Annotated in this window: 23 protein-coding genes; 2 read left to right on the plus strand and 21 right to left on the minus strand. The window is 71.5% G+C overall.

Annotated elements, in window-relative coordinates; genetic code table 11:
- Window positions 1–47: 47 nt before the first annotated feature.
- From MUY22_RS47830 to MUY22_RS47840, 3 genes are all read right to left on the minus strand, one after another.
- Window positions 48–707 carry a class F sortase gene (locus MUY22_RS47830; RefSeq protein WP_247055034.1) on the minus strand — a complete coding sequence of 220 codons (660 nt, stop codon included), beginning with the start codon at window positions 705–707 and terminating at the stop codon, window positions 48–50.
- Between the two features lie 80 nt (window positions 708–787).
- Window positions 788–1,426, minus strand: a complete 639-nt coding sequence (locus tag MUY22_RS47835) for a class F sortase (protein WP_247055036.1) — start codon at window positions 1,424–1,426, stop codon at window positions 788–790.
- Window positions 1,427–2,518, minus strand: a complete 1,092-nt coding sequence (locus MUY22_RS47840; RefSeq protein WP_371827559.1) for a hypothetical protein — start codon at window positions 2,516–2,518, stop codon at window positions 1,427–1,429.
- Window positions 2,519–2,788: 270 nt separating this feature from the next.
- On the opposite strand from MUY22_RS47840, the gene MUY22_RS47845 reads away from it, so the two are divergent.
- Window positions 2,789–3,169: an ArsR/SmtB family transcription factor gene (locus MUY22_RS47845; protein ID WP_371827560.1), complete on the plus strand. Its 381-nt coding sequence runs from the start codon at window positions 2,789–2,791 to the stop codon at window positions 3,167–3,169.
- On the plus strand, window positions 3,169–3,582 hold the full coding sequence (locus MUY22_RS47850) for a Fur family transcriptional regulator (RefSeq protein WP_247055042.1): 414 nt from the start codon (window positions 3,169–3,171) through the stop codon (window positions 3,580–3,582). The genes MUY22_RS47845 and MUY22_RS47850 overlap by 1 nt, the downstream gene beginning before the upstream one ends.
- Here MUY22_RS47850 and MUY22_RS47855 read toward each other — a convergent pair whose 3' ends face one another.
- The 18 genes from MUY22_RS47855 to dnaJ all read right to left on the minus strand — a co-directional run bounded on the left by MUY22_RS47855 (window position 3,583) and on the right by dnaJ (window position 17,618).
- Window positions 3,583–4,326 carry a TIGR03943 family protein gene (locus tag MUY22_RS47855; protein WP_247055044.1) on the minus strand — a complete coding sequence of 248 codons (744 nt, stop codon included), beginning with the start codon at window positions 4,324–4,326 and terminating at the stop codon, window positions 3,583–3,585.
- Window positions 4,323–5,366, minus strand: coding sequence for a permease (locus tag MUY22_RS47860; protein ID WP_247055046.1), 1,044 nt, complete (start codon window positions 5,364–5,366; stop codon window positions 4,323–4,325). Before MUY22_RS47860 ends, MUY22_RS47855 begins: the two co-directional genes overlap by 4 nt.
- Window positions 5,367–5,443: 77 nt before the next feature.
- On the minus strand, window positions 5,444–5,869 hold the full coding sequence (locus MUY22_RS47865) for a YbjN domain-containing protein (RefSeq protein ID WP_247055048.1): 426 nt from the start codon (window positions 5,867–5,869) through the stop codon (window positions 5,444–5,446).
- On the minus strand, window positions 5,866–6,717 hold the full coding sequence (locus MUY22_RS47870; RefSeq protein ID WP_247055050.1) for an isoprenyl transferase: 852 nt from the start codon (window positions 6,715–6,717) through the stop codon (window positions 5,866–5,868). The genes MUY22_RS47865 and MUY22_RS47870 overlap by 4 nt, the downstream gene beginning before the upstream one ends.
- Before the next feature lie 60 nt (window positions 6,718–6,777).
- Window positions 6,778–7,581 carry a DNA repair protein RecO gene (recO, locus tag MUY22_RS47875; protein ID WP_247064481.1) on the minus strand — a complete coding sequence of 268 codons (804 nt, stop codon included), beginning with the start codon at window positions 7,579–7,581 and terminating at the stop codon, window positions 6,778–6,780.
- A 52-nt stretch (window positions 7,582–7,633) separates the two neighbouring features.
- Window positions 7,634–8,095 (minus strand): CD225/dispanin family protein, encoded by a 462-nt coding sequence (locus tag MUY22_RS47880; protein ID WP_247055052.1) that lies wholly within the window; start codon window positions 8,093–8,095, stop codon window positions 7,634–7,636.
- Window positions 8,096–8,167: 72 nt separating this feature from the next.
- Window positions 8,168–9,265 (minus strand): RDD family protein, encoded by a 1,098-nt coding sequence (locus MUY22_RS47885; RefSeq protein WP_247055054.1) that lies wholly within the window; start codon window positions 9,263–9,265, stop codon window positions 8,168–8,170.
- A gap of 185 nt (window positions 9,266–9,450) precedes the next feature.
- Window positions 9,451–9,900 (minus strand): DUF2752 domain-containing protein, encoded by a 450-nt coding sequence (locus tag MUY22_RS47890; RefSeq protein WP_247055057.1) that lies wholly within the window; start codon window positions 9,898–9,900, stop codon window positions 9,451–9,453.
- A complete protein-coding gene (locus MUY22_RS47895; protein ID WP_247055059.1) occupies window positions 9,897–10,220 on the minus strand; it encodes a CD225/dispanin family protein in 324 nt (107 codons plus the stop codon). Before MUY22_RS47895 ends, MUY22_RS47890 begins: the two co-directional genes overlap by 4 nt.
- A 28-nt stretch (window positions 10,221–10,248) precedes the next feature.
- On the minus strand, window positions 10,249–10,551 hold the full coding sequence (locus MUY22_RS47900) for a CD225/dispanin family protein (RefSeq protein WP_247055060.1): 303 nt from the start codon (window positions 10,549–10,551) through the stop codon (window positions 10,249–10,251).
- Window position 10,552: 1 nt separating this feature from the next.
- The gene (gene era / locus MUY22_RS47905; protein WP_247055062.1) at window positions 10,553–11,449 is read right to left on the minus strand and encodes a GTPase Era; all 897 of its coding nucleotides are present in this window, start codon (window positions 11,447–11,449) and stop codon (window positions 10,553–10,555) included.
- A complete protein-coding gene (locus tag MUY22_RS47910) occupies window positions 11,446–11,784 on the minus strand; it encodes a cytidine deaminase (protein ID WP_247055064.1) in 339 nt (112 codons plus the stop codon). The genes era and MUY22_RS47910 overlap by 4 nt, the downstream gene beginning before the upstream one ends.
- The gene (locus tag MUY22_RS47915) at window positions 11,777–13,123 is read right to left on the minus strand and encodes a hemolysin family protein (RefSeq protein ID WP_247055066.1); all 1,347 of its coding nucleotides are present in this window, start codon (window positions 13,121–13,123) and stop codon (window positions 11,777–11,779) included. Before MUY22_RS47915 ends, MUY22_RS47910 begins: the two co-directional genes overlap by 8 nt.
- A gap of 9 nt (window positions 13,124–13,132) precedes the next feature.
- Window positions 13,133–13,711, minus strand: coding sequence for an rRNA maturation RNase YbeY (gene ybeY, locus MUY22_RS47920; RefSeq protein ID WP_247055068.1), 579 nt, complete (start codon window positions 13,709–13,711; stop codon window positions 13,133–13,135).
- On the minus strand, window positions 13,708–14,784 hold the full coding sequence (locus MUY22_RS47925) for a PhoH family protein (protein ID WP_247055070.1): 1,077 nt from the start codon (window positions 14,782–14,784) through the stop codon (window positions 13,708–13,710). The genes ybeY and MUY22_RS47925 overlap by 4 nt, the downstream gene beginning before the upstream one ends.
- A 90-nt stretch (window positions 14,785–14,874) precedes the next feature.
- Window positions 14,875–15,234, minus strand: coding sequence for a histidine triad nucleotide-binding protein (locus MUY22_RS47930; protein ID WP_247055072.1), 360 nt, complete (start codon window positions 15,232–15,234; stop codon window positions 14,875–14,877).
- Between the two features lie 450 nt (window positions 15,235–15,684).
- Entirely contained in the window at window positions 15,685–16,437 is a 753-nt protein-coding gene (locus tag MUY22_RS47935; RefSeq protein ID WP_247055074.1) for a 16S rRNA (uracil(1498)-N(3))-methyltransferase, read from the minus strand.
- Window positions 16,438–16,445: 8 nt separating this feature from the next.
- Complete coding sequence (gene dnaJ / locus MUY22_RS47940; RefSeq protein WP_247055076.1) at window positions 16,446–17,618, minus strand: molecular chaperone DnaJ; 1,173 nt, start codon at window positions 17,616–17,618, stop codon at window positions 16,446–16,448.
- Window positions 17,619–17,636 lie beyond the last annotated feature (18 nt).

Genomic DNA, 17,636 nt, shown 5'->3' on the forward strand with positions numbered 1-17,636 from the left:
CAAGGGTATCCGCCGGGCCCACCGGGTTTCCGCGCAGGTGAGCCTCGTCAGGGCCGGGAGACCAGCGACGCCGTCACCACCCGGTTGTCCTCGTAGCCCTCGGTGCCGCCGACGTACTCGCCGCCGCAGGTCACCAGGAGCAGCTTGTGCGGGCCGTCCGGGGAGAACAGCTGCTCCGACCGCCCGGCCAGCTCGGACTTGTGGATGGTCTCGGTCGCGTCGACCCGGTACACCCAGGCGCCGCCGGCGGCGTCGGTCAGCTTGACGTCCTGGCCCTGCTTGACCTGCCACAGCTCGTCGAACGGGCCCTTCTCGCCCTTCCAGTTCACGTGCCCGGACAGCAGCGCGACGCCGTGGTCGGCGCCCAGCTTCGCGCCCCACCACGCGGCCTCGTCGAGACCTTCGGGGATCTTGAGCGCGCCGTTCGCGTCGAGGTCCTCCTGGACGAGCTTCGCGGCGCCGCCACCGGGCAGCGACAGCTGCGCCGGCGCCTGCCCGGTGTCCTGCGGGGTGCCCTGCGCGGCCGTGGCGGGCGCCGTCGGAACGGGCGCGGTCGCGCCGTTCGCGTTGGCAGGTTCATCCTTTCCGGTGAACACGAGCAGGGACGCGACGATCGCCGCGATCACGAACGCGCCGGCCGCGCCGACGATCCACCAGCGGCCGCGGCCCTTCTCGCGCTCCGCCGTCACCGGGTGCTGGTCCTGCATGTGCCTGTGCTCCTCCGCTGTCGTGGGCAGTGCACAGACACACATGCCGCGACGGGCGGCGGAGGTTGCATCGAACTCGGTCAGCCGGTGGGGCGGGTCACCAGGGTCGCGGTCACCAGGCGGTTCTCGTCGTAGCCCTCGGTGCCGCCGACGTAGTCACCGCCGCAGGTCACCAGCACCAGCCGGTGCGGGCCGTCCTGGCCGAACCAGCGGGCGGCCTGCGCCGGCAGCGTCTCCTTGGGCAGCGTGACGACGTCGTCGACGCGGTAGACCCAGCGCCCGCCGCGCGCGTCGACGACGCTGACGTCCTCGCCGTCGCGCATCCGCCACAGCTCGTCGAACGGGCCGCGGTCGCCCTCCCAGTTCACGTGCCCGGACAGCAGCGCGGCACCGTGGTCGGCGCCCAGCTTCGCGCCCCACCACGCGGCGTCGCCGAGGCCGCGCGGGATCGGCAGCACGCCGGTGTCGGTGAGCTCGGTGCGGACCAGCCGGGCGGTGGCGCCGTCGGGCAGCCGGACCGTGCCCGGGCGCTGCTGCTCGGTGGACGAGCTGTCGGCGGGCAGCACGGCCGGGGCCGCGTTCTCCCCCGGCAGCGAGCCGGGCGCGGGCGCGGCGATCGACGTGGGCTCGGGCGGCAGCCAGGTCAGCACGACGACCCCGGCCGCGAAGGCGGCGACGGCCAGCGCCCCCGAGACGGCGGCCAGCCCGGTGCGCAGCACCTAGTCCGTCCCGGACTTGCGCCGCCTGCCCAGCAGCAGGGCGACGCTCCCGAAGAACACGCCGCCGAAGAGCAGGCCGATGCCGAGCGGGATGCGCGAGAGGTCGCTGCCGGTGTCCGGCGCGGCCGCGCCGAGGTACCCGGCCGGGACCTGCGTCGGCACCGCGGGCTGCGTCGCGCTGGTGCCGCCGCCGGTGGTGCCGGAGGCCTTCGCGACGAAGCCCTTCGGGACCGAGCAGCTGACCCCGCCGAGCACGACGTTCGTCTGGACGTCCTGCAGCGCGGCCCCCGTCGCGTCCTTGACGTGGGTGGTGATCTCGACCCGCCAGCCGGCGACGGCGGTGAAGTCCCCCCCGCGCCAGCCGTCCTGGCGGATCAGCTGGTCGAACGCGGCGACGCGGGTCAGCTTGAGGTCCGAGAGCGTGGTGTCCTTGCTCGCGTTCGTGATGTCGCCGGGCGGGCCCAGGCGCAGGTTCTGCAGCTGCAGGCCGGCGTTGCCGCCGGGCATCGGGACGATGCCGAGCGCGCCGCCGGCCTGGCGCACCCACAGCCGGGCCACCGAGGAGGTGCCGGTGAGCTTCGCCGGGGCGGTGCAGTCGACCGCGGTCTTGGCGCCTTCGAGCACGAGCACGGTGTCGTCGACGGGCTTCGCGCCGCCCTGCCAGGTGTCGCGCAGCGCGTAGTTGGTCTCGGCGACGGCCGTGGGGACGGTGCTCGCCTGCAGCGCGGCGACGACGTTGTGGTCCCGGCTCGCGATCCCCGCGGGGTAGGGGTCCTGCGACCCGCTGTAGCGGCCGAGGTCGATCGCGTAGTGCCCGCCGAACGTCGCGCGCTCGCCGTCGTCCTTGGGCACCGCGACCCGGTCGGTGCCGAGCTTCGACTGGCCCGGCAGCAGGGGCGAGCGCTGGGTCTCGGTGATCAGCGAGCCGCCGTGCTGGCCCTCGCCACCGATCCGGACCGACGCCACGTTCGCGAACGAAACCGGGCCGGTCTTCTCGTCGACCGCCTGGCTCTGCGCCCTGGCCACACCCACTCCGACCAGCGGAAACAGGACGGCCGTCACGACGGCTGCCTTAGTTGCGAATCGGGTCATGTCTCCCCACTGCGATCTGCTCGGGCGGGCGCCGGCGTACGAGAAGCGACGCAACGCTCCGCGACAACCTTGCACCGTCGGCCACGACATGCGAAGCCGAAGAGCCAATATCCCACGAACTCACCCGAACGGGGTAATGCGTCCTGCCGTACCCCTCAGGACGCGGTGACCGGACGGGGCCCGTCCGGGGGAACACTAGGATGGGCCGGGCCGTTATCGGTAATGACTACGGAATTCATGGTCTCAGGCGGCGACGACGTGGAGGCAGCGATGGCGACGGTGACGGGGAGCGGCGTCGCGGACGAGGCCGGACCGCACACCCACGAGCTCGAACGGGACCGGGTGGCCCCCTCCCGGCACCCGGCGAGCACGGTGCTGGCCGACGCCGGCGACCTGCTGCGGGCGCTGGCCGCGCCGGTCCGGATCGCGATCGTGCTGCAGCTGCGCGAGGCCGACCGGTGCGTGCACGAGCTGGTGGACGCCCTCGACGTCGCGCAGCCGCTGATCAGCCAGCACCTGCGGGTGCTGAAGACCGCCGGGGTGGTGCAGGGCGAGCGGCGCGGCCGCGAGGTGGTCTACCGGCTCGCCGACGACCACCTGGCGCACATCGTCGTCGACGCCGTCGCCCACGTGCAGGAAGGAAAGCAGTGATGACTCCCGTCGCGCCACGCAGCCAGGCTCCGGTGCCCGGCCGCCGATCGACCAAGCAGCGGGCCGCGGTCGTCGAGCTGCTGAGCGCCGTCGACGACTTCCGCTCCGCCCAGGAACTGCACGACGAGCTGCGCAAACGCGGCGACGGCATCGGCCTGACGACGGTGTACCGCACCCTGCAGTCCCTGTCGGAGGCCGGCGAGATCGACGTCCTGCGCACCGACTCCGGCGAGGCGATCTACCGTCGCTGCTCGGCGCACCACCACCATCACCTGGTCTGCCGCCTGTGCGGCCGCACGGTGGAGGTCGAGGGGCCGGCGGTCGAGCGCTGGGCCGAGAAGATCGCGGCGGAGCACGGCTTCTCGGAGATCTCCCACACCGTGGAGATCACCGGCACCTGCGGGCAGCATTAACTAGTACTCATAGGGATCCTTCGGGGTCGGGACCGTCGCGACCGAGGCCGCGGCGAAGTCCGGCGTGTAACTGTTGGCCTGGGTCGCCGTGCCGGGGACGACCTGGCCCGTCACCTGGATCCACGCGTCGCTCGCGTACCGGGCGGCGTCGGTGCCGGTGAGGCGGACCGTCACCGGGAAGGCGTCCGCCGCGCAGCAGCTGATCACCAAGCGGGCCAGCAGGGTCCGGCCTTCGGTGTGCACCACGAACCCGGTCAGCGAGACGGTGCGGCCGTCGAGGGTGCCGGCCTTGTCCCACCCCGCGCGGCTGACGAACTCGTTGACCGACAAGGGAACGACGTTCCCCGCGGGCAGCGGCGGGAAGGCCGCCGCGTTGGCCGCGGCCGCGCTCGCCGGGACACGCGCTTCGGTGCGGATCACCGAGTCGGCGCCCAGCGCGGGTGGCGCGACGAGGAAAACGGCCAGCACGGGGACCAGCAGCAGCCAGGCGGGCCGGGCCGAATGGGAGTGGCCGTCGTCGTCGTGGTCGTGGTCGTGCCCGGCCTTCTCGGCCGCTTTCGCCCGCGCGGCCAGCAGATCCCGCACGACGGCCACCGCGCCGAGCAGCACCATGACGCCCCCGCCGGCGATGATCCACGGCTGCTGCGCGGGTTTGACGTAGCGCAGGTAGTCGCCGTTGACGGCGATCTTGACCAGCGCGCCGCCGAGCAGGATCAGCAGGATGTTCTGGGTCTCCCGTTTCACGCCAGCCCCACCACCAGTCCGGTCACGACCGCGCAGGCCGCTGCCACCACGAACGTCACCGGGGCGAACCGCACCGCGAACGCCCGGCCGAACGTGCCCGCCTGCAAGGCGAACAGCTTGACGTCGACCGCCGGGCCGACGACCAGGAACACCAGCTTCGGCAGCAGCGGCAACGCCGTCAGGGAGGCCGCCACGAAGGCGTCCGCCTCACTGCACAGCGCCAGGACCACCGCGAGCACGGCCATCACCACGATGCCCAGCACGAGCTGATCTCCCAGCACGCCGAACCACTTCGCCGGGACCAGCACGTTCAGCGTCGACGAGATCAGCGCGCCCAGCACCAGGAACCCGCCGGCCTCGACCAGGTCCGTGCGGGCCGTCTCGGCGAACACGCGCCACCGTTGCCCGCCCGCGACGTCCGGCAGGCGGCGCAAAGCGCGCTCGGTGATCCACTCGAGCTTGCCCCAGCGGGCCCACAGCCAGCCCATCACCATCGCCGTGGCCAGTGAGCCGGCGAACCGGGCCAGCACCATCTCCGGCTTGCCCGGGAACGCGACCGCGGTGGCCACCAGCACCACCGGGTTCACCGCCGGCGCGGCCAGCAGGAACGTCAACGCCGCGGCCGGCGCCACGCCCTGGCCCATCAGCCGCCGCGCCACCGGCACCGACGCGCACTCGCAGCCCGGCAGCGCGACCCCGGCGAGCCCGGCGACGCCGACCGCGGCACCGGCTCGCCGCGGCAGCACCTTCTCCAGCACCCGCGCGGGTACGAACGCCGCGATCGCGCCGCTGATCAGCACGCCCAGCACGAGGAACGGCAGCGCCTGCACGCAGACGGCGACGAACACGGTCGAGCCGGTGCGCAGCGCGGGCACGTCGAACAGCCGCTGCAGCCAGCCCTGGCCGAGGATCGCGACCAGCAGGATCGCGCACAGCACTTCGACCGAGCTGACCCGGAACCGGCGGGCACGCCGGCCGGGCTCGGTGGAAGTTTCGGAAAGGGTGTCCACGACGGCGATGATGCCAGGACACCGGGACATCGCGTGATCCGCACAGGCCGCGAACGGTCGGACACCGTCCGTTTCGGACCGGAAAACGCCGTTCGCGGCGAAATCCGCTACTGCGCGGGCAGGATTCCCGGCAGTTCGGTCCGCAGCTGCGACGCCGTCGACACCACGAGCATCAGCAGCGTCCCCAGCGCCGCGGCGTCCAGGCCCACGGCCGGGAACGCGTACCGCAGCGTGACGTCGACGCCGTTGTCGGAGTGCCCGACGCCGAGGGTGCCGAACAGCCCCTGGCCGGCCCGCTCGGCGACCGCGATCGACAGCTCGGGCGCGTCCGCCAGGTCCCAGCCGACCACGCAGGTCAGGGTCAGCACGGTGAGGCCCTCGCCGAGACGGGTCGCCTGGATCACGCACGGGACGTCGCCGTGGGAGAACGTCAGCGCGCCGTCGTCGTCGACGTGCACCTCGAGGTAGCGCTCGAGGGCGCCCTTGGCGCTGGTCAGCAGTTCCGCGGTCTCGGCCGCCTCGGTCGAGCTCACGACGTGGCCTCCGAAGCCTGGTCGACGGCCGCCTGATCGGCGGCAGCCTGGTCGACGGCAGCGCCGAACCGGCGGTCCCGCTTGGCGAACTCCAGGCAGGCCCGCCACAGGTGGGTCCGGTCGAAGTCCGGGAAGAGCGTGTCCTGGTAGACCATCTCGGCGTAGGCCGACTGCCACAGCAGGAAGTTCGACGTCCGCTGCTCGCCCGAGGGCCGCAGGAACAGGTCCACGTCCGGCATGTCCGGCTGGTACAGGTACTTGCCGATGGTCTTCTCGGTGACCTTGTCCGGGCTCAGCTTGCCGTCGGCGACGTCCCGCGCGATCCGCTGCATGGCGTCGCCCAGCTCGGCGCGGCCGCCGTAGTTGACGCACATCGTCATGTTCAGCGCGGTGTTGTGCTTGGTCTTCTCTTCGGCCGCCTGCAGTTCCTTGATCACCGACGCCCACAGCTTGGGCCGGCGCCCGGCCCAGCGGATGCGGACGCCGATCGAGCCGAGGTAGTCGACCTGACGGCGGATGGTGTCGCGGTTGAAGCCCATCAGGAACCGCACCTCTTCGGGGCTGCGCTTCCAGTTCTCCGTAGAGAACGCGTACACCGAGAGCCACTTGACGCCGATTTCGACCGCGCCGGCGGCGACGTCGATCATCACCGCTTCGCCGCGCTTGTGGCCTTCGATCCGCGGCAGGCCACGCTGGTTGGCCCAGCGGCCGTTGCCGTCCATGACCAGCGCGACGTGCTTCGGGACCAGCTCGCGCGGGATCTCCGGCGGCACCGCACCGGTCGGGTGCGGCTCCGGGACCCGCAGCTCCGATCGCGACGCCTTGTTCTCGCGTCCCCTGCGCAGCACGGCGAGCCTCCCTGGATGGGTGAAATCGATTCAGGCCCGACCCTACTGCCCGCGCACTCCCTATCCTGCGGGGGTCCGGGTGGCGGAGCCCTCGGCCCGGGGCGAAGCCCCGGATTTCACCGTGGTCTCCCGCGCGCGTCGCTCCACCAGGGGAAGGGACCGGAGCTGACGCTCCAGGTGCCACTGCAGGTGGGCCGCGACCAGGCCACTCGCGTCGCGGCGGGTACCGGGCAGCGTCGACTCGGCCATCGGCCATTCGCCGTGCAGCAGGGCGGTGAGCAGGTCCAGGACCTCGGGCGCGGGGTGCACCGAACCGGGCACGCGGCAGTCCTGGCACATCGAGCCGCCGGCGACGACGCTGAACGCGACGTGCGGGCCCGGCAGGCCGCAGCGGGCGCACTCGGTGAGCGCGGGCGCCCAGCCGGCGTAGGACATCGCGCGGAGGAAGAAGGCGTCGAGCACCAGGGAGGCGTCGCGTTCCCCCGCGGCGAGCGAGCGCAGCGCGCCGCAGACGAGGAGGTAGAGCTTGAGCACCGGCTCGCCCTCTTCGGCCGAGAGCCGGTCCGCGGTTTCGGCGATCGCGCTGGCCGCAGTGTAGCGCTGGTAGTCGGCGACCAGCGGCAGCGCGAACGCGTCCACGGTCTCGACCTGGGTGATGACGTCGAGCGTGCGGCCGGTGTAGAACTGCACGTCCACGTGGCCGAACGGCTCCAGCCGGGCCCCGAAGCGGGACGAGGTGCGCCGCACGCCCTTCGCCACGGCACGGACCTTGCCGTGCCGCCGGGTCAGCAGGGTGATGATCCGGTCGGCCTCACCCAGCTTGTGCGTGCGCAACACCACCCCGGTGTCGCGGTAGAGGTTCACCACCCCGACATCGTCCCACTATCGGACGACGCCGGGGTGGACCGACCCGGGTTCAGCAGTAGTAGCCGCTGCAGTACGTGCTCACCGCGGTGGCCGCGACGATGATCCAGATGATCGCGAACGCGCAACCGAGACCGCCGATGATGGAGGCGATAAGGCAGAGCGTCTTGGTCGTCTTTGACGCCTGCTCCGCCATCATGTAGTTGCCCTGCATCTTGTACGTCTGGACCTCGTTGGACTTCATGATCGCGAAGATCGCGAGGATCCAGCAGAGGAAGATGCAGCCGATCGCCCAGCCCTTGTAGTCCTTGATCTGGTTGATGTCGCCACCACCGGGCATGCCGTAACCCGGGGCACCGAAACCGCCGGAGGGCGGCTGGCCGTAGGGCGCGGGCTGGCCGTACGGAGCGGGCATGCCCCCGGACGGCGGGCCGTAACCCGGCTGCTGCGGGAAACCGCCGGACTGCGGCTGCTGGCCGTAAGGCGGCTGCTGCTGACCGTAGGGATTGGTCATGAACGTCTACCCCAATTACTCGTGAACTTCCGCCGGCAATCCCGGCGGTGGTGCGGAAGTCAGGTGCCGCGGCTACTGCTGCGGCGGCTGGCCGGGCTGCTGCGGCGGCTGCTGCCCGAACTGGCCCGGCTGGATCTTCTGGGTCGCCTCGGCCTCACCCTGGGCCTCGGGACGCAGCATCTGGGTGCGCTCCGCACCTTCGTCGAACGGCGAAGCGCCGCTGCCGCCCGAATCGGGACGCAGCATCTGGGTGCGCTCGGCGCCTTCGTCGAAGGCACCCTGGCCCGGGGGCGGCGCGAGCGGCTGGCCCTGCTGCTGGCCGAAGCCGCCGGACTGGGGCTGCTGCGGGAAACCGCCGGCCTGCGGCGGCTGGCCGAAGCCACCACCCTGCGCGGGCTGCTGCGGGAAACCACCGGACTGCGGCTGGTCGAACCCGCCGGATTGCGGCTGCTGCGGGAAACCACCCGACGGCGGCTGGCCGAAGCCACCGGACTGCGGCTGGCCGAACTGGCCGGGCTGCTGCCCCGCCGGCGGGTAACCGCCGCCGAACTGCTGCGCACCGGGCTGGCCGTACTGCGCGGCGTCGTCGGCGTTGATGACGACGGTGCCGATGATCTTGTCGGAGAGGGTCTGGCTCTTGTCGTCCCACAGCGGCCACAGGTAACCGACGTAGCAGATGATGCCGTCGACGAAGTGCGCGAGGTCGCGCAGGAACGCCATGCCGGCGCCGATCGGCTGCCCGGTGGACTCGCCGACGAGCTTGATCTTCGTGATCCGCTTGCCGAGCGACTGGCCGGTGGTGCCCTGCTGCATCCACCGGTTGTAGACCGACCAGCCGATGCCGGCGAGCGCGCCGAGCAGGTACAGCATGGAGCCGAGGGTGTAGCTGCCGGCGATCGTCACGATCAACCCCAGCAGGTCGATGACGATCAGCGGGGCGATGTCGATCAGCAGAGCGCCGGCGCGCAGCCCCCAGGGCGCGTAGTTCTGGGGCGGGCCGAACGGAGCACCCTGCTGGCCGAACGGCGCGGGCTGCCCGAACGGGGCCTGCTGACCGTACGGCGCCTGCTGCCCGTAGGGCGGCGGCGCCTGTCCCGGCTGCGGCTGTCCGAACGGCTGCTGGCCGCCGGGCTGTTGCCCGAACGGCTGCTGACCGTAGGGATCGGTCATGTGGGTCTCCCCCTCGCTGGTCACTCCACCGCACACCTCATGCGGAACCGGCCCGAATGTACGGCACGGTCCGCGGGAGCGTACTCGGTTCGCGTTCGCCCGCGTGTGTCAGGCGTCCGCTGTCCGAGTGAACGTCGTGGAGGTCCGACGCGTTACACGGCGCGCCGGTTCCGCTCTGTTGCCATTCAGACGCGCAAACCGGTGAACGGCGCGAACGGGAGGTTGCGGATGACGAACCAGGCGACGAACACGACGCCGACGGCGAGTGGCGTCCAGCGCCAGTGCAGCCAGCTGTTCACCCACCGGCCCCGCAACCGCCCGACCGCCCAGGCGACGGTGCTCCAGACGAAGAGCAGCACGAAGACGAGCGAGACGGCGTTGTAGTGCAGGGCCGCGGGAAGGTCGCCGTGCATCAGGCTGTAGGCCATCCGCATGCCGCCGCAGCCCGGGCAGTCGATGCCGAGCAGTGCCTTGGTGGGGCAGACCGGGAGCCAGCCGCCGGGGGTGGTGGGGTCGCCGAGCCAGACGGCCACGCAGCACGCGCCGAGCCCGCCCACCACGGCCATCGGGGCGCTCAAGGCGCGCAGCCGGGCCTTGGCCCCCTGGGCCGGGAATCCCGTGTAGACGGTCGTCACGACGCCAGCCCCCAGAACGAGACGCCGGCGATCGCGAACATCACGAAGACGAACAGCAGGTAGAGGCCGATCAGGGCACCGAAGGCGATCGCCGACCACATCGCCCACTTGCGGGCTTCGTCGGCGGCCCGGCGCGCCTCGACGTGGTAGCCCTGGAACCACAGGGTGTTGACCTGGTTCGCCTTCACGATGGCGACGATACCCAACGGCAGGCAGCACATCACCGTCGACAGGATCGCCCAGACCAGGTTGTTCTCCGGGGGCGGCCCGTAGTTCGGCTGCCAGCCGTACGGGGGTTGCTGCGGGTACGGCTGGGTCACCGGTATCGCCTCCTGCTGCCGACGGTCGTCAGTGGGACGCGGCGTCGTCGAGCAGCGTTCCCAGCAGCAGCACACCGCCGACGACCAGGGCCACCCAGAACACCACCCCGACGACACCGCCGATGATCGCCCAGCGCCGGGCGGCGCCGGCCGCGCCGCGGGCGGCGTCCGGCTCGCCCTGGGCCCAGAGCCGCTCGACCTTGGCCGCCTGGAAGATCGAGACGATGCCGAAGGGCAGGCAGAGGATCGCGGCGACGATGCCCCAGGCCAGGTTGCTCGACGGCGGGGGCCCGGGGTTGTAGTCGGCGGGCGGGCGCGGGCGCTCGGTCACGTCAGAACCCGAGCCGGCGCAGCTGGCGGGGGTCACGCTGCCACTCTTTGGCCACCTTGACGTGCAGGTCGAGGTAGACCTTCGAGCCGAGCAGCGCCTCGATGTTCTTGCGGGCGGTGGCGCCGACCTCGCGCAGCCGCTCGCCCTTGTGCCCGAGGATGATGCCCTTCTGGCTGGGCCGCTCCACGTAGAGGAACGCGTGCACGTCGATGAGGTCGTCGCGGCCCTCGCGGGGCAGCATCTCCTCGACGGTGACGGCGATCGAGTGCGGCAGCTCGTCGCGGACGCCTTCCAGCGCCGACTCGCGGATGAGCTCGGCGACCAGCGTCTGCTCGGGTTCGTCGGTGAGCTCGCCGCCCGGGTAGAGCTGCGGGCCCTCGGGGAGCCTCGTGACGAGCAGGTCCGCGAGGGCGCCGACCTGGAAACCGTCCACAGCGGACACCGGGATCAGCTCGGCGAAGTCCATCACGTTCTGCAGCGCCAGCAGCTGCTCGGCGACCTGCTGCGGCTGGACGAGGTCGGTCTTGGTGACGATGCCGATGACCGGCGTGCGCTGGGCGATCTTCTCCAGCTCGGCGGCGATGAACTTGTCGCCGGGCCCGATCTTCTCGTTGGCCGGCACGCACAGGCCGACGACGTCCACTTCGGACCAGGTCGTGTGCACGATGTCGTTGAGCCGCTGGCCGAGCAGCGTGCGCGGGCGGTGCAGGCCGGGGGTGTCGATGAGGACGAGCTGGGCGTCCTCGCGGTGCACGATGCCGCGGATCGCGTGGCGGGTGGTCTGCGGCTTGCTCGACGTGATCGCGACCTTGGTGCCCACGAGCGCGTTGGTCAGCGTCGACTTGCCCGCGTTGGGACGGCCGACGAAACAGGCGAAGCCGGAACGGTGTTCGGTCATCGCTTCAGCACCTCGATGACGTCGCCCGCCGGGTCGGCGAGGATGATCGGCGCGTACTTCGCGATGTCGCGGATCGCGTGCCGGGACGCCTCTTTGAGCAGGCCCTCCCCGGTGACGACGGCGGCGGCTTCGATGCCTTCGGCGCCGCTGGAGAGCGCGGCGGCCACGGCGGCCTGCAGCGCGGTGAGCTTGAAGGACGGCTGGTCGACCGTGCCCGCGGTGTACGTGCGGCCGTCGGTGTCGCGGACGGCCGCGCCTTCCGAGGCCTGGATCCGGGCGCGCGAGGACCGGGCGAGGGTGACCAGCTTCTGGTCCTCCGCCTCGAGGTCAGGCATGTTCGACGCTCCTGTCGCGTTCGTCGGGGTGGGGCAGGCGCGTGCGGCGCCGGGTGGTCCGGTCGGCCGGGTCGGTCATCGCGTCGGCGTCGGCCGGGTGCACCACCACCGAGGTGATGCGCATGCGGCCGCGTCGATCCTTGCCGCCTTCGGCGAACAGCCGGAGGCCGGCGACCTCGGCTTCGGCCCCCGGTAGCGGGACCCTACCCAGTCGTTCCGCGAGCAGCCCGCCCACGGTCTCCACGTCGTGGTCTTCGAGGTCGATGCCGAACAGCTCGCCGAGGTCGTCGATGCCCATCCGGGACGAGACGCGGACCGCGCCGTCGTCGAGCTCTTCGACCTCGGGGCGCTCGTCGGCGTCGGACTCGTCGGTGATCTCGCCGACGATCTCCTCGAGGACGTCCTCGATGGTGAGCAGGCCCGCGGTGCCGCCGTACTCGTCGACCGCGATGGCCATGTGGTTGTGCGAGCGCTGCATCTCTTTGAGCAGCTCGTCGAGCCGCTTGGAGTCGGGGACGAAGCCGGCCTCGTTCATCAGCGTGTCGACGACGGTGCTCGGGCCGTCCGGGTCCATGTACCCGGCCATGAGGTCCTTGATGTTGACGACGCCGACGATGTCGTCGACGGATTCGTCGATCACCGGGAGCCGGGTGAAGCCGGTGCGCAGGGCCAGTGCGAGGGCCTGGCGGATGGTCTTCGTGCGCTCGATCCAGACGATCTCGGTGCGCGGCACCATCACCTCGCGGGCGACGGTGTCGCCGAGCTCGAACACCGAGTGGATCATCTCGCGTTCGGAGTCCTCGACGACGCCGCGTTCCTGGGCGAGGTCGACGAGCTCGCGCAGCTCGACCTCGGAGCTGAACGGGCCCTCCCGGAAGCCCTGGCCGGGGGTGATGGCGTTGCCGACGAGGATCAGCAGCCGGGACAGCGGGCCGAGGACCGAGCCGAGGACGCGGACGGGCCCGGCGACGTAGCGGCCGATGCGGTACGGGTGCTGGCGGCCGAGGGTGCGCGGGCCGACGCCGATGAGGACGTAGCTCACGACGATCATGACGACCGCCGTGACCAGCACGGCGAGGCCGAGCGGCGCCAGCCGGGTGCCGACGAAGACGGTGACCAGCACGGTGGCCGTGAGCTCGCAGCCGAGGCGCAGCAGGAGCAGCAGGTTGATGTGCCGGCGCCGTTCGGCGATGACCGCGGCGAGGTGCCCGGCGCCGGGCACGCCCATCCGGGCGAGGCCGTCGGCCCGGGCTTGCGAGACGGTGCTGACGGCGGCGTCGGCCGCCGCGAACACGCCCGCGAGGAGCACGAGCGCGATCGCGAAGAGGAGCTGGACCATGGCTGGCGCCTAGGGCGTTTCCCCGGCGGCTGGGCCGGCGTCCACGGCCGGCTCGGCGTCCGCGTCGAGTCCGGCGATGCCGAGGACGCGGTCGTCGGTGTTGCGCTGGGCGTTGCGTTTCTCCAGGGCGGCGACGGCGTCCTGGTACTCGCCGAGGATGCGCTTCTGGAGAGCGAACATCTCGCGCTCCTCCGCGGGTTCGGCGTGGTCGTAGCCGAGGAGGTGGAGGCAGCCGTGCACGGTGAGCAGGTGCAGCTCGTCGATCAGGCGGTGGCCCGCGGTCTTGGCCTGGTCCTTGGCGAACGCCGGGCAGAGCACGATGTCCCCGAGCAGCGCCGGGGACGCGTCGGGCGCGTCGGGACGGCGGGAGGAGTCGAGCTCGTCCATCGGGAAGGCCATGACGTCGGTGGGGCCGGGCAGGTCCATCCAGCGTTCGTGGAGGTCTTCCATGACTTCGAGGGTGACCAGGAGGATGGACAGCTCGGCGAGCGGGCTGACCTCCATCTTGTCGAGGGCGTAGCGGGCCGCGGAGACGATGGACGTCTCGTCGACGTCGACGCCGGACTCGTTGGCGATTTCGATGCTCAACGCCGGGTGCCCTTCCAGCCGTTGCTCTGCTGGTCCTGGGCGTCCTGCACGGCTTGCCACTTCTCGTAGGCGTCGACGATGTCGCCGACGAGCTTGTGCCGGACGACGTCCTGGCTGGTCAGTTCGGCGAAGTGCAGGCCTTCGACGCCGCCGAGGATGTCGCGCACGACGCGGAGGCCGCTGCGCTGCCCGTTGGGCAGGTCGACCTGGGTGATGTCACCGGTGACGACGATCTTGGAGCCCTGCCCGAGCCGGGTGAGGAACATCTTCATCTGCTCGGGCGTGGTGTTCTGGGCCTCGTCGAGGATGATGAAGGCGTCGTTCAGCGTCCGGCCACGCATGTAGGCCAGCGGCGCGATCTCGATGGTGCCCGCCTGCATGAGCCGCGGGATCGACTCGGGCTCGACCATGTCGTGCAGCGCGTCGTAGAGCGGCCGCAGGTAGGGGTCGATCTTCTCGTTGAGGGTGCCGGGCAGGTAGCCGAGGCGCTCGCCGGCTTCGACGGCCGGGCGGGTGAGCACGATGCGGGTGACGTGCTTCGCCTGGAGGGCCTGGACGGCCTTCGCCATGGCGAGGTAGGTCTTGCCGGTGCCTGCCGGGCCGATGCCGAAGACGACGGTGTGCTTGTCGATGGCGTCGACGTAGCGCTTCTGGTTGAGCGTCTTGGGCCGGATGGTCTTGCCGCGGCGGGAGACGATGTTGAGGCTGAGCACCTCGGCCGGGGACGCGTCCCCGGTGCTCAGCATCCCGATCGTGCGCCGGACGGTGTCCGGGCCGACCTGCTGCCCGCCGGTGGCGAGGGTGACGAGCTCGGCGAAGACGCGTTCGGCGAAGGCGACGTCGGCGGGGGTGCCGGTCAGGGTGACCTCGTTGCCGCGCACGTGCACGTCGGCGGCGAGGAGTTCCTCGGCGACACGCAGGTTCTCGTCGCGGGAGCCGAGCAGGCTGAGGGCGGCGGCGTCGGGGATCGGGAACCGGGACTGGGCCGCCTGGGTGGCAGCGCTGTCGTCGGTCTTGGGGACGTCTCCGGGGACGTCGGGTCGGGCGGCTCCACCCGGTGCGGTTCCGGCCACGTGGCCTCGGCCCTGCTTTCTCGGTGAGGGACTACTGACCCCTCGATGCTACTGGCACCCACCGACAGAACGCAGACGGGTTTCCGCTAATCAGCCCGCATGAGCCCCGAAGAACCCCAAGGGCTCCCCACCAAGCACATGAGCATGCACGTGGAACACAGTCTGCCCGGCATCCCCATCAGTGTTGAAAACCACCCGGTACCCACTCCCAAGGATGCCCTCCAACTCGGCAACCTTACGAGCAGTAGCAACAACCTCACCCAAGAGAGACGGATCCCCGGCAGCCAACTCAGCAAGGTTCCGGTACCGCTTCTTGGGCACCACAAGCACATGAACCCGAGCCTGAGGCCGAATATCCCGGAACGCAAAGGTCGTCTCGTCCGAGTACACAACATCGGCAGGGATCTCACCAGCAATGATCCGCTCGAAGAGCGTCTCGTCCTCACTCATAGGAGGAACCCTATCGACCAACCCCGCAAGCCGACCACACGAACCGATGCGAGTGAAGCGAGCGAGCAACCCGACCACACGAGGCGAGGGCCGAAGGCCCGAGCAAGGAACGCGCCTTTTGAACGAGAGAAACACAAAAGCCGCGGGGGTCCGGGGCTTGCCCCGGCTGGGGGTCTGGGGGTTTGACCCCCAGAGGGCATCGCGAACGCAGAAGCGGCGTTGGAGCGAGCGAAGCGAGAGAAAACGCCGCGGCGCGGTAGATCCTGGGGGTCGATCTACCGCGTCCGCGGCTCCGCCGGACCGAGGGGGGAGGTGCCCGGCGGGGTCTGTGTTTTCCCAGTGGCGCGCCGAAACACTGTGTGGCGCGTTAGTAAACGAGAGTAACGGGTCGGAGCGTGATCGCGCCATAACTGGGCGCAAAAACCGGCCTTTTTTTCGGGGGTGATCTTTTCACTGCCACCGGGTGGTGAGGGCGCCCAGCGCGCCGAGGGCGACGGCCGCGGCGGTGGAGGTGCGCAGGACGGTGGTGCCGAGGCGGACGGCCCGGGCACCGGCTTCGCGCAGGGTGTGGAGTTCGTCGTCGGTGATGCCGCCTTCGGGGCCGACGACGAGGAGGACGTCGCCGGTGTCGGGCAGCGTCAGGTCGGTGAGGCGGTCGGGGACGTCGGACTCGAGGACGATGACCAGGGACATCGTCGTGGCGAGACCGGCGAGCTCGCGGGTGCCGACGGGTTCGGTGACGTCGGGGACGTGCGCGCGGCGGGCCTGTTTCGCGGCGGCGCGGGCGGTGGTGCGCCAGCGGGCGAGGGCCTTGTCGCCGCGGCCGCCGTCGTCCCACTTGGCGACGCTGCGGGCGGCGCGCCAGGGGACGATGGCGTCGGCGCCGGCCTCGGTGGCGAGTTCGACGGCGAGTTCGCCGCGGTCGCCCTTGGCGAGGGCTTGGGCCACTACGACGCGCAGCGCGGGTGGTTCCTCGGTCCAGCGTTCTTCGATCGTGAGGGTCAGCTGCGCGTCGCGGCCGGGCTGGACGGCGTCGACGACGCAGCGGGCCAGGCCGCCCGCGCCGTCGGAGAGGATCAGCCGCTCCCCCACGCGCAGGCGGCGGACGGTCGCCGCGTGCCGGGCTTCCTCGCCGTCGAGCACGGTGCGCCCGGAGGCGGGCACCGAGGCGGCGAGGAAGACCGGCAGGGTGGTGTCGGGCACAGCGCAGCTCAGCGGTGGTTCTTGGCGCGCAGCTTGGAGAACAGGCCGCCGTGCTTGTTGCCGTTGGACGCCAGGGTCGGGACTTCCTCGCCGCGCTGCGTGGCGAGGTCCATGAGCAGCTCGCGCTGGGCCTCGTCGAGCTTGGTCGGGACGACGACGTCGATGTGGACGTGGAGGTCGCCGCGGCCGTCGACGCGGCCCGAGGACCGCAGCCGGGGCATGCCCTTGCCGGTGAGGACCAGCTCGGCGTTGGGCTGGGTGCCCGGTTCGACGTCGAGCTCGTAGTCGCCGTCGACGAGGGTCGCTATGGGCACCGTGGCGCCGAGCGCGGCCGTGGTCATCGGGATGCGGAAGTTGCAGTGCAGGTCGTGGCCCTGGCGGACGAAGACCTCGTGCGGGGTCTCGTCGATCTCGACGTAGAGGTCGCCGGCCGGGCCGCCGCCGGGGCCGACCTCGCCCTGGCCGGACAGCCGGATGCGCATGCCGTCGCCGACGCCCGGCGGGATCTTCGCGGTGACGTTGCGGCGGGCGCGGATGCGGCCGTCGCCGCCGCACTGGCGGCAGGGGTCGGAGATGACCTCGCCGAAGCCTCGGCAGACCGGACAGGGGCGGGCCGTGACGACCTGGCCGAGGAAGGACCGCTGGACGGACTGGACCTCGCCGGCGCCGCCACAGGTGTCGCAGGTCTTGACGCCGGTGCCCTCGGTGGTGCCCGCGCCGCGGCAGAGGTCGCAGACGATCGCGGTGTCGACCGCGATCTCCTTGTCCACGCCGGTCGCGCAGTCCTCGAGGCTGAGGCCGAGCCGGATCAGGGCGTCGGAACCGGGCTGGACGCGGCTGCGCGGGCCACGCCCGCGACCGCCGCCACCGCCACCGGCCGCGCCGAAGAAGGCGTCCATGATGTCGCCGAGGCCGCCGAAGCCGGCGAACGGGTCGCCGCCCCCCGCGCCGCCGCGGCCGCCGCCGTCCATCGGGTCGCCGCCGAGATCGACGATCTTGCGCTTCTGCGGGTCGGACAGCACCTCGTAGGCGGTCGTCACCTCGCCGAACTTGTGCTGCGCGTCCTCCGACGGGTTGACGTCGGGGTGCAGCTCTCGGGCCAGCTTCCGGTACGCGCGCTTGATGTCCTGGTCGCTCGCGTTCTTCGCCACCCCGAGGATGCCGTAGTAGTCCCTCGCCACCGTCTCTGCTTCTCCTTC

Source organism: Amycolatopsis sp. WQ 127309 (assembly GCF_023023025.1).
Taxonomy (GTDB): Bacteria; Actinomycetota; Actinomycetes; order Mycobacteriales; family Pseudonocardiaceae; genus Amycolatopsis.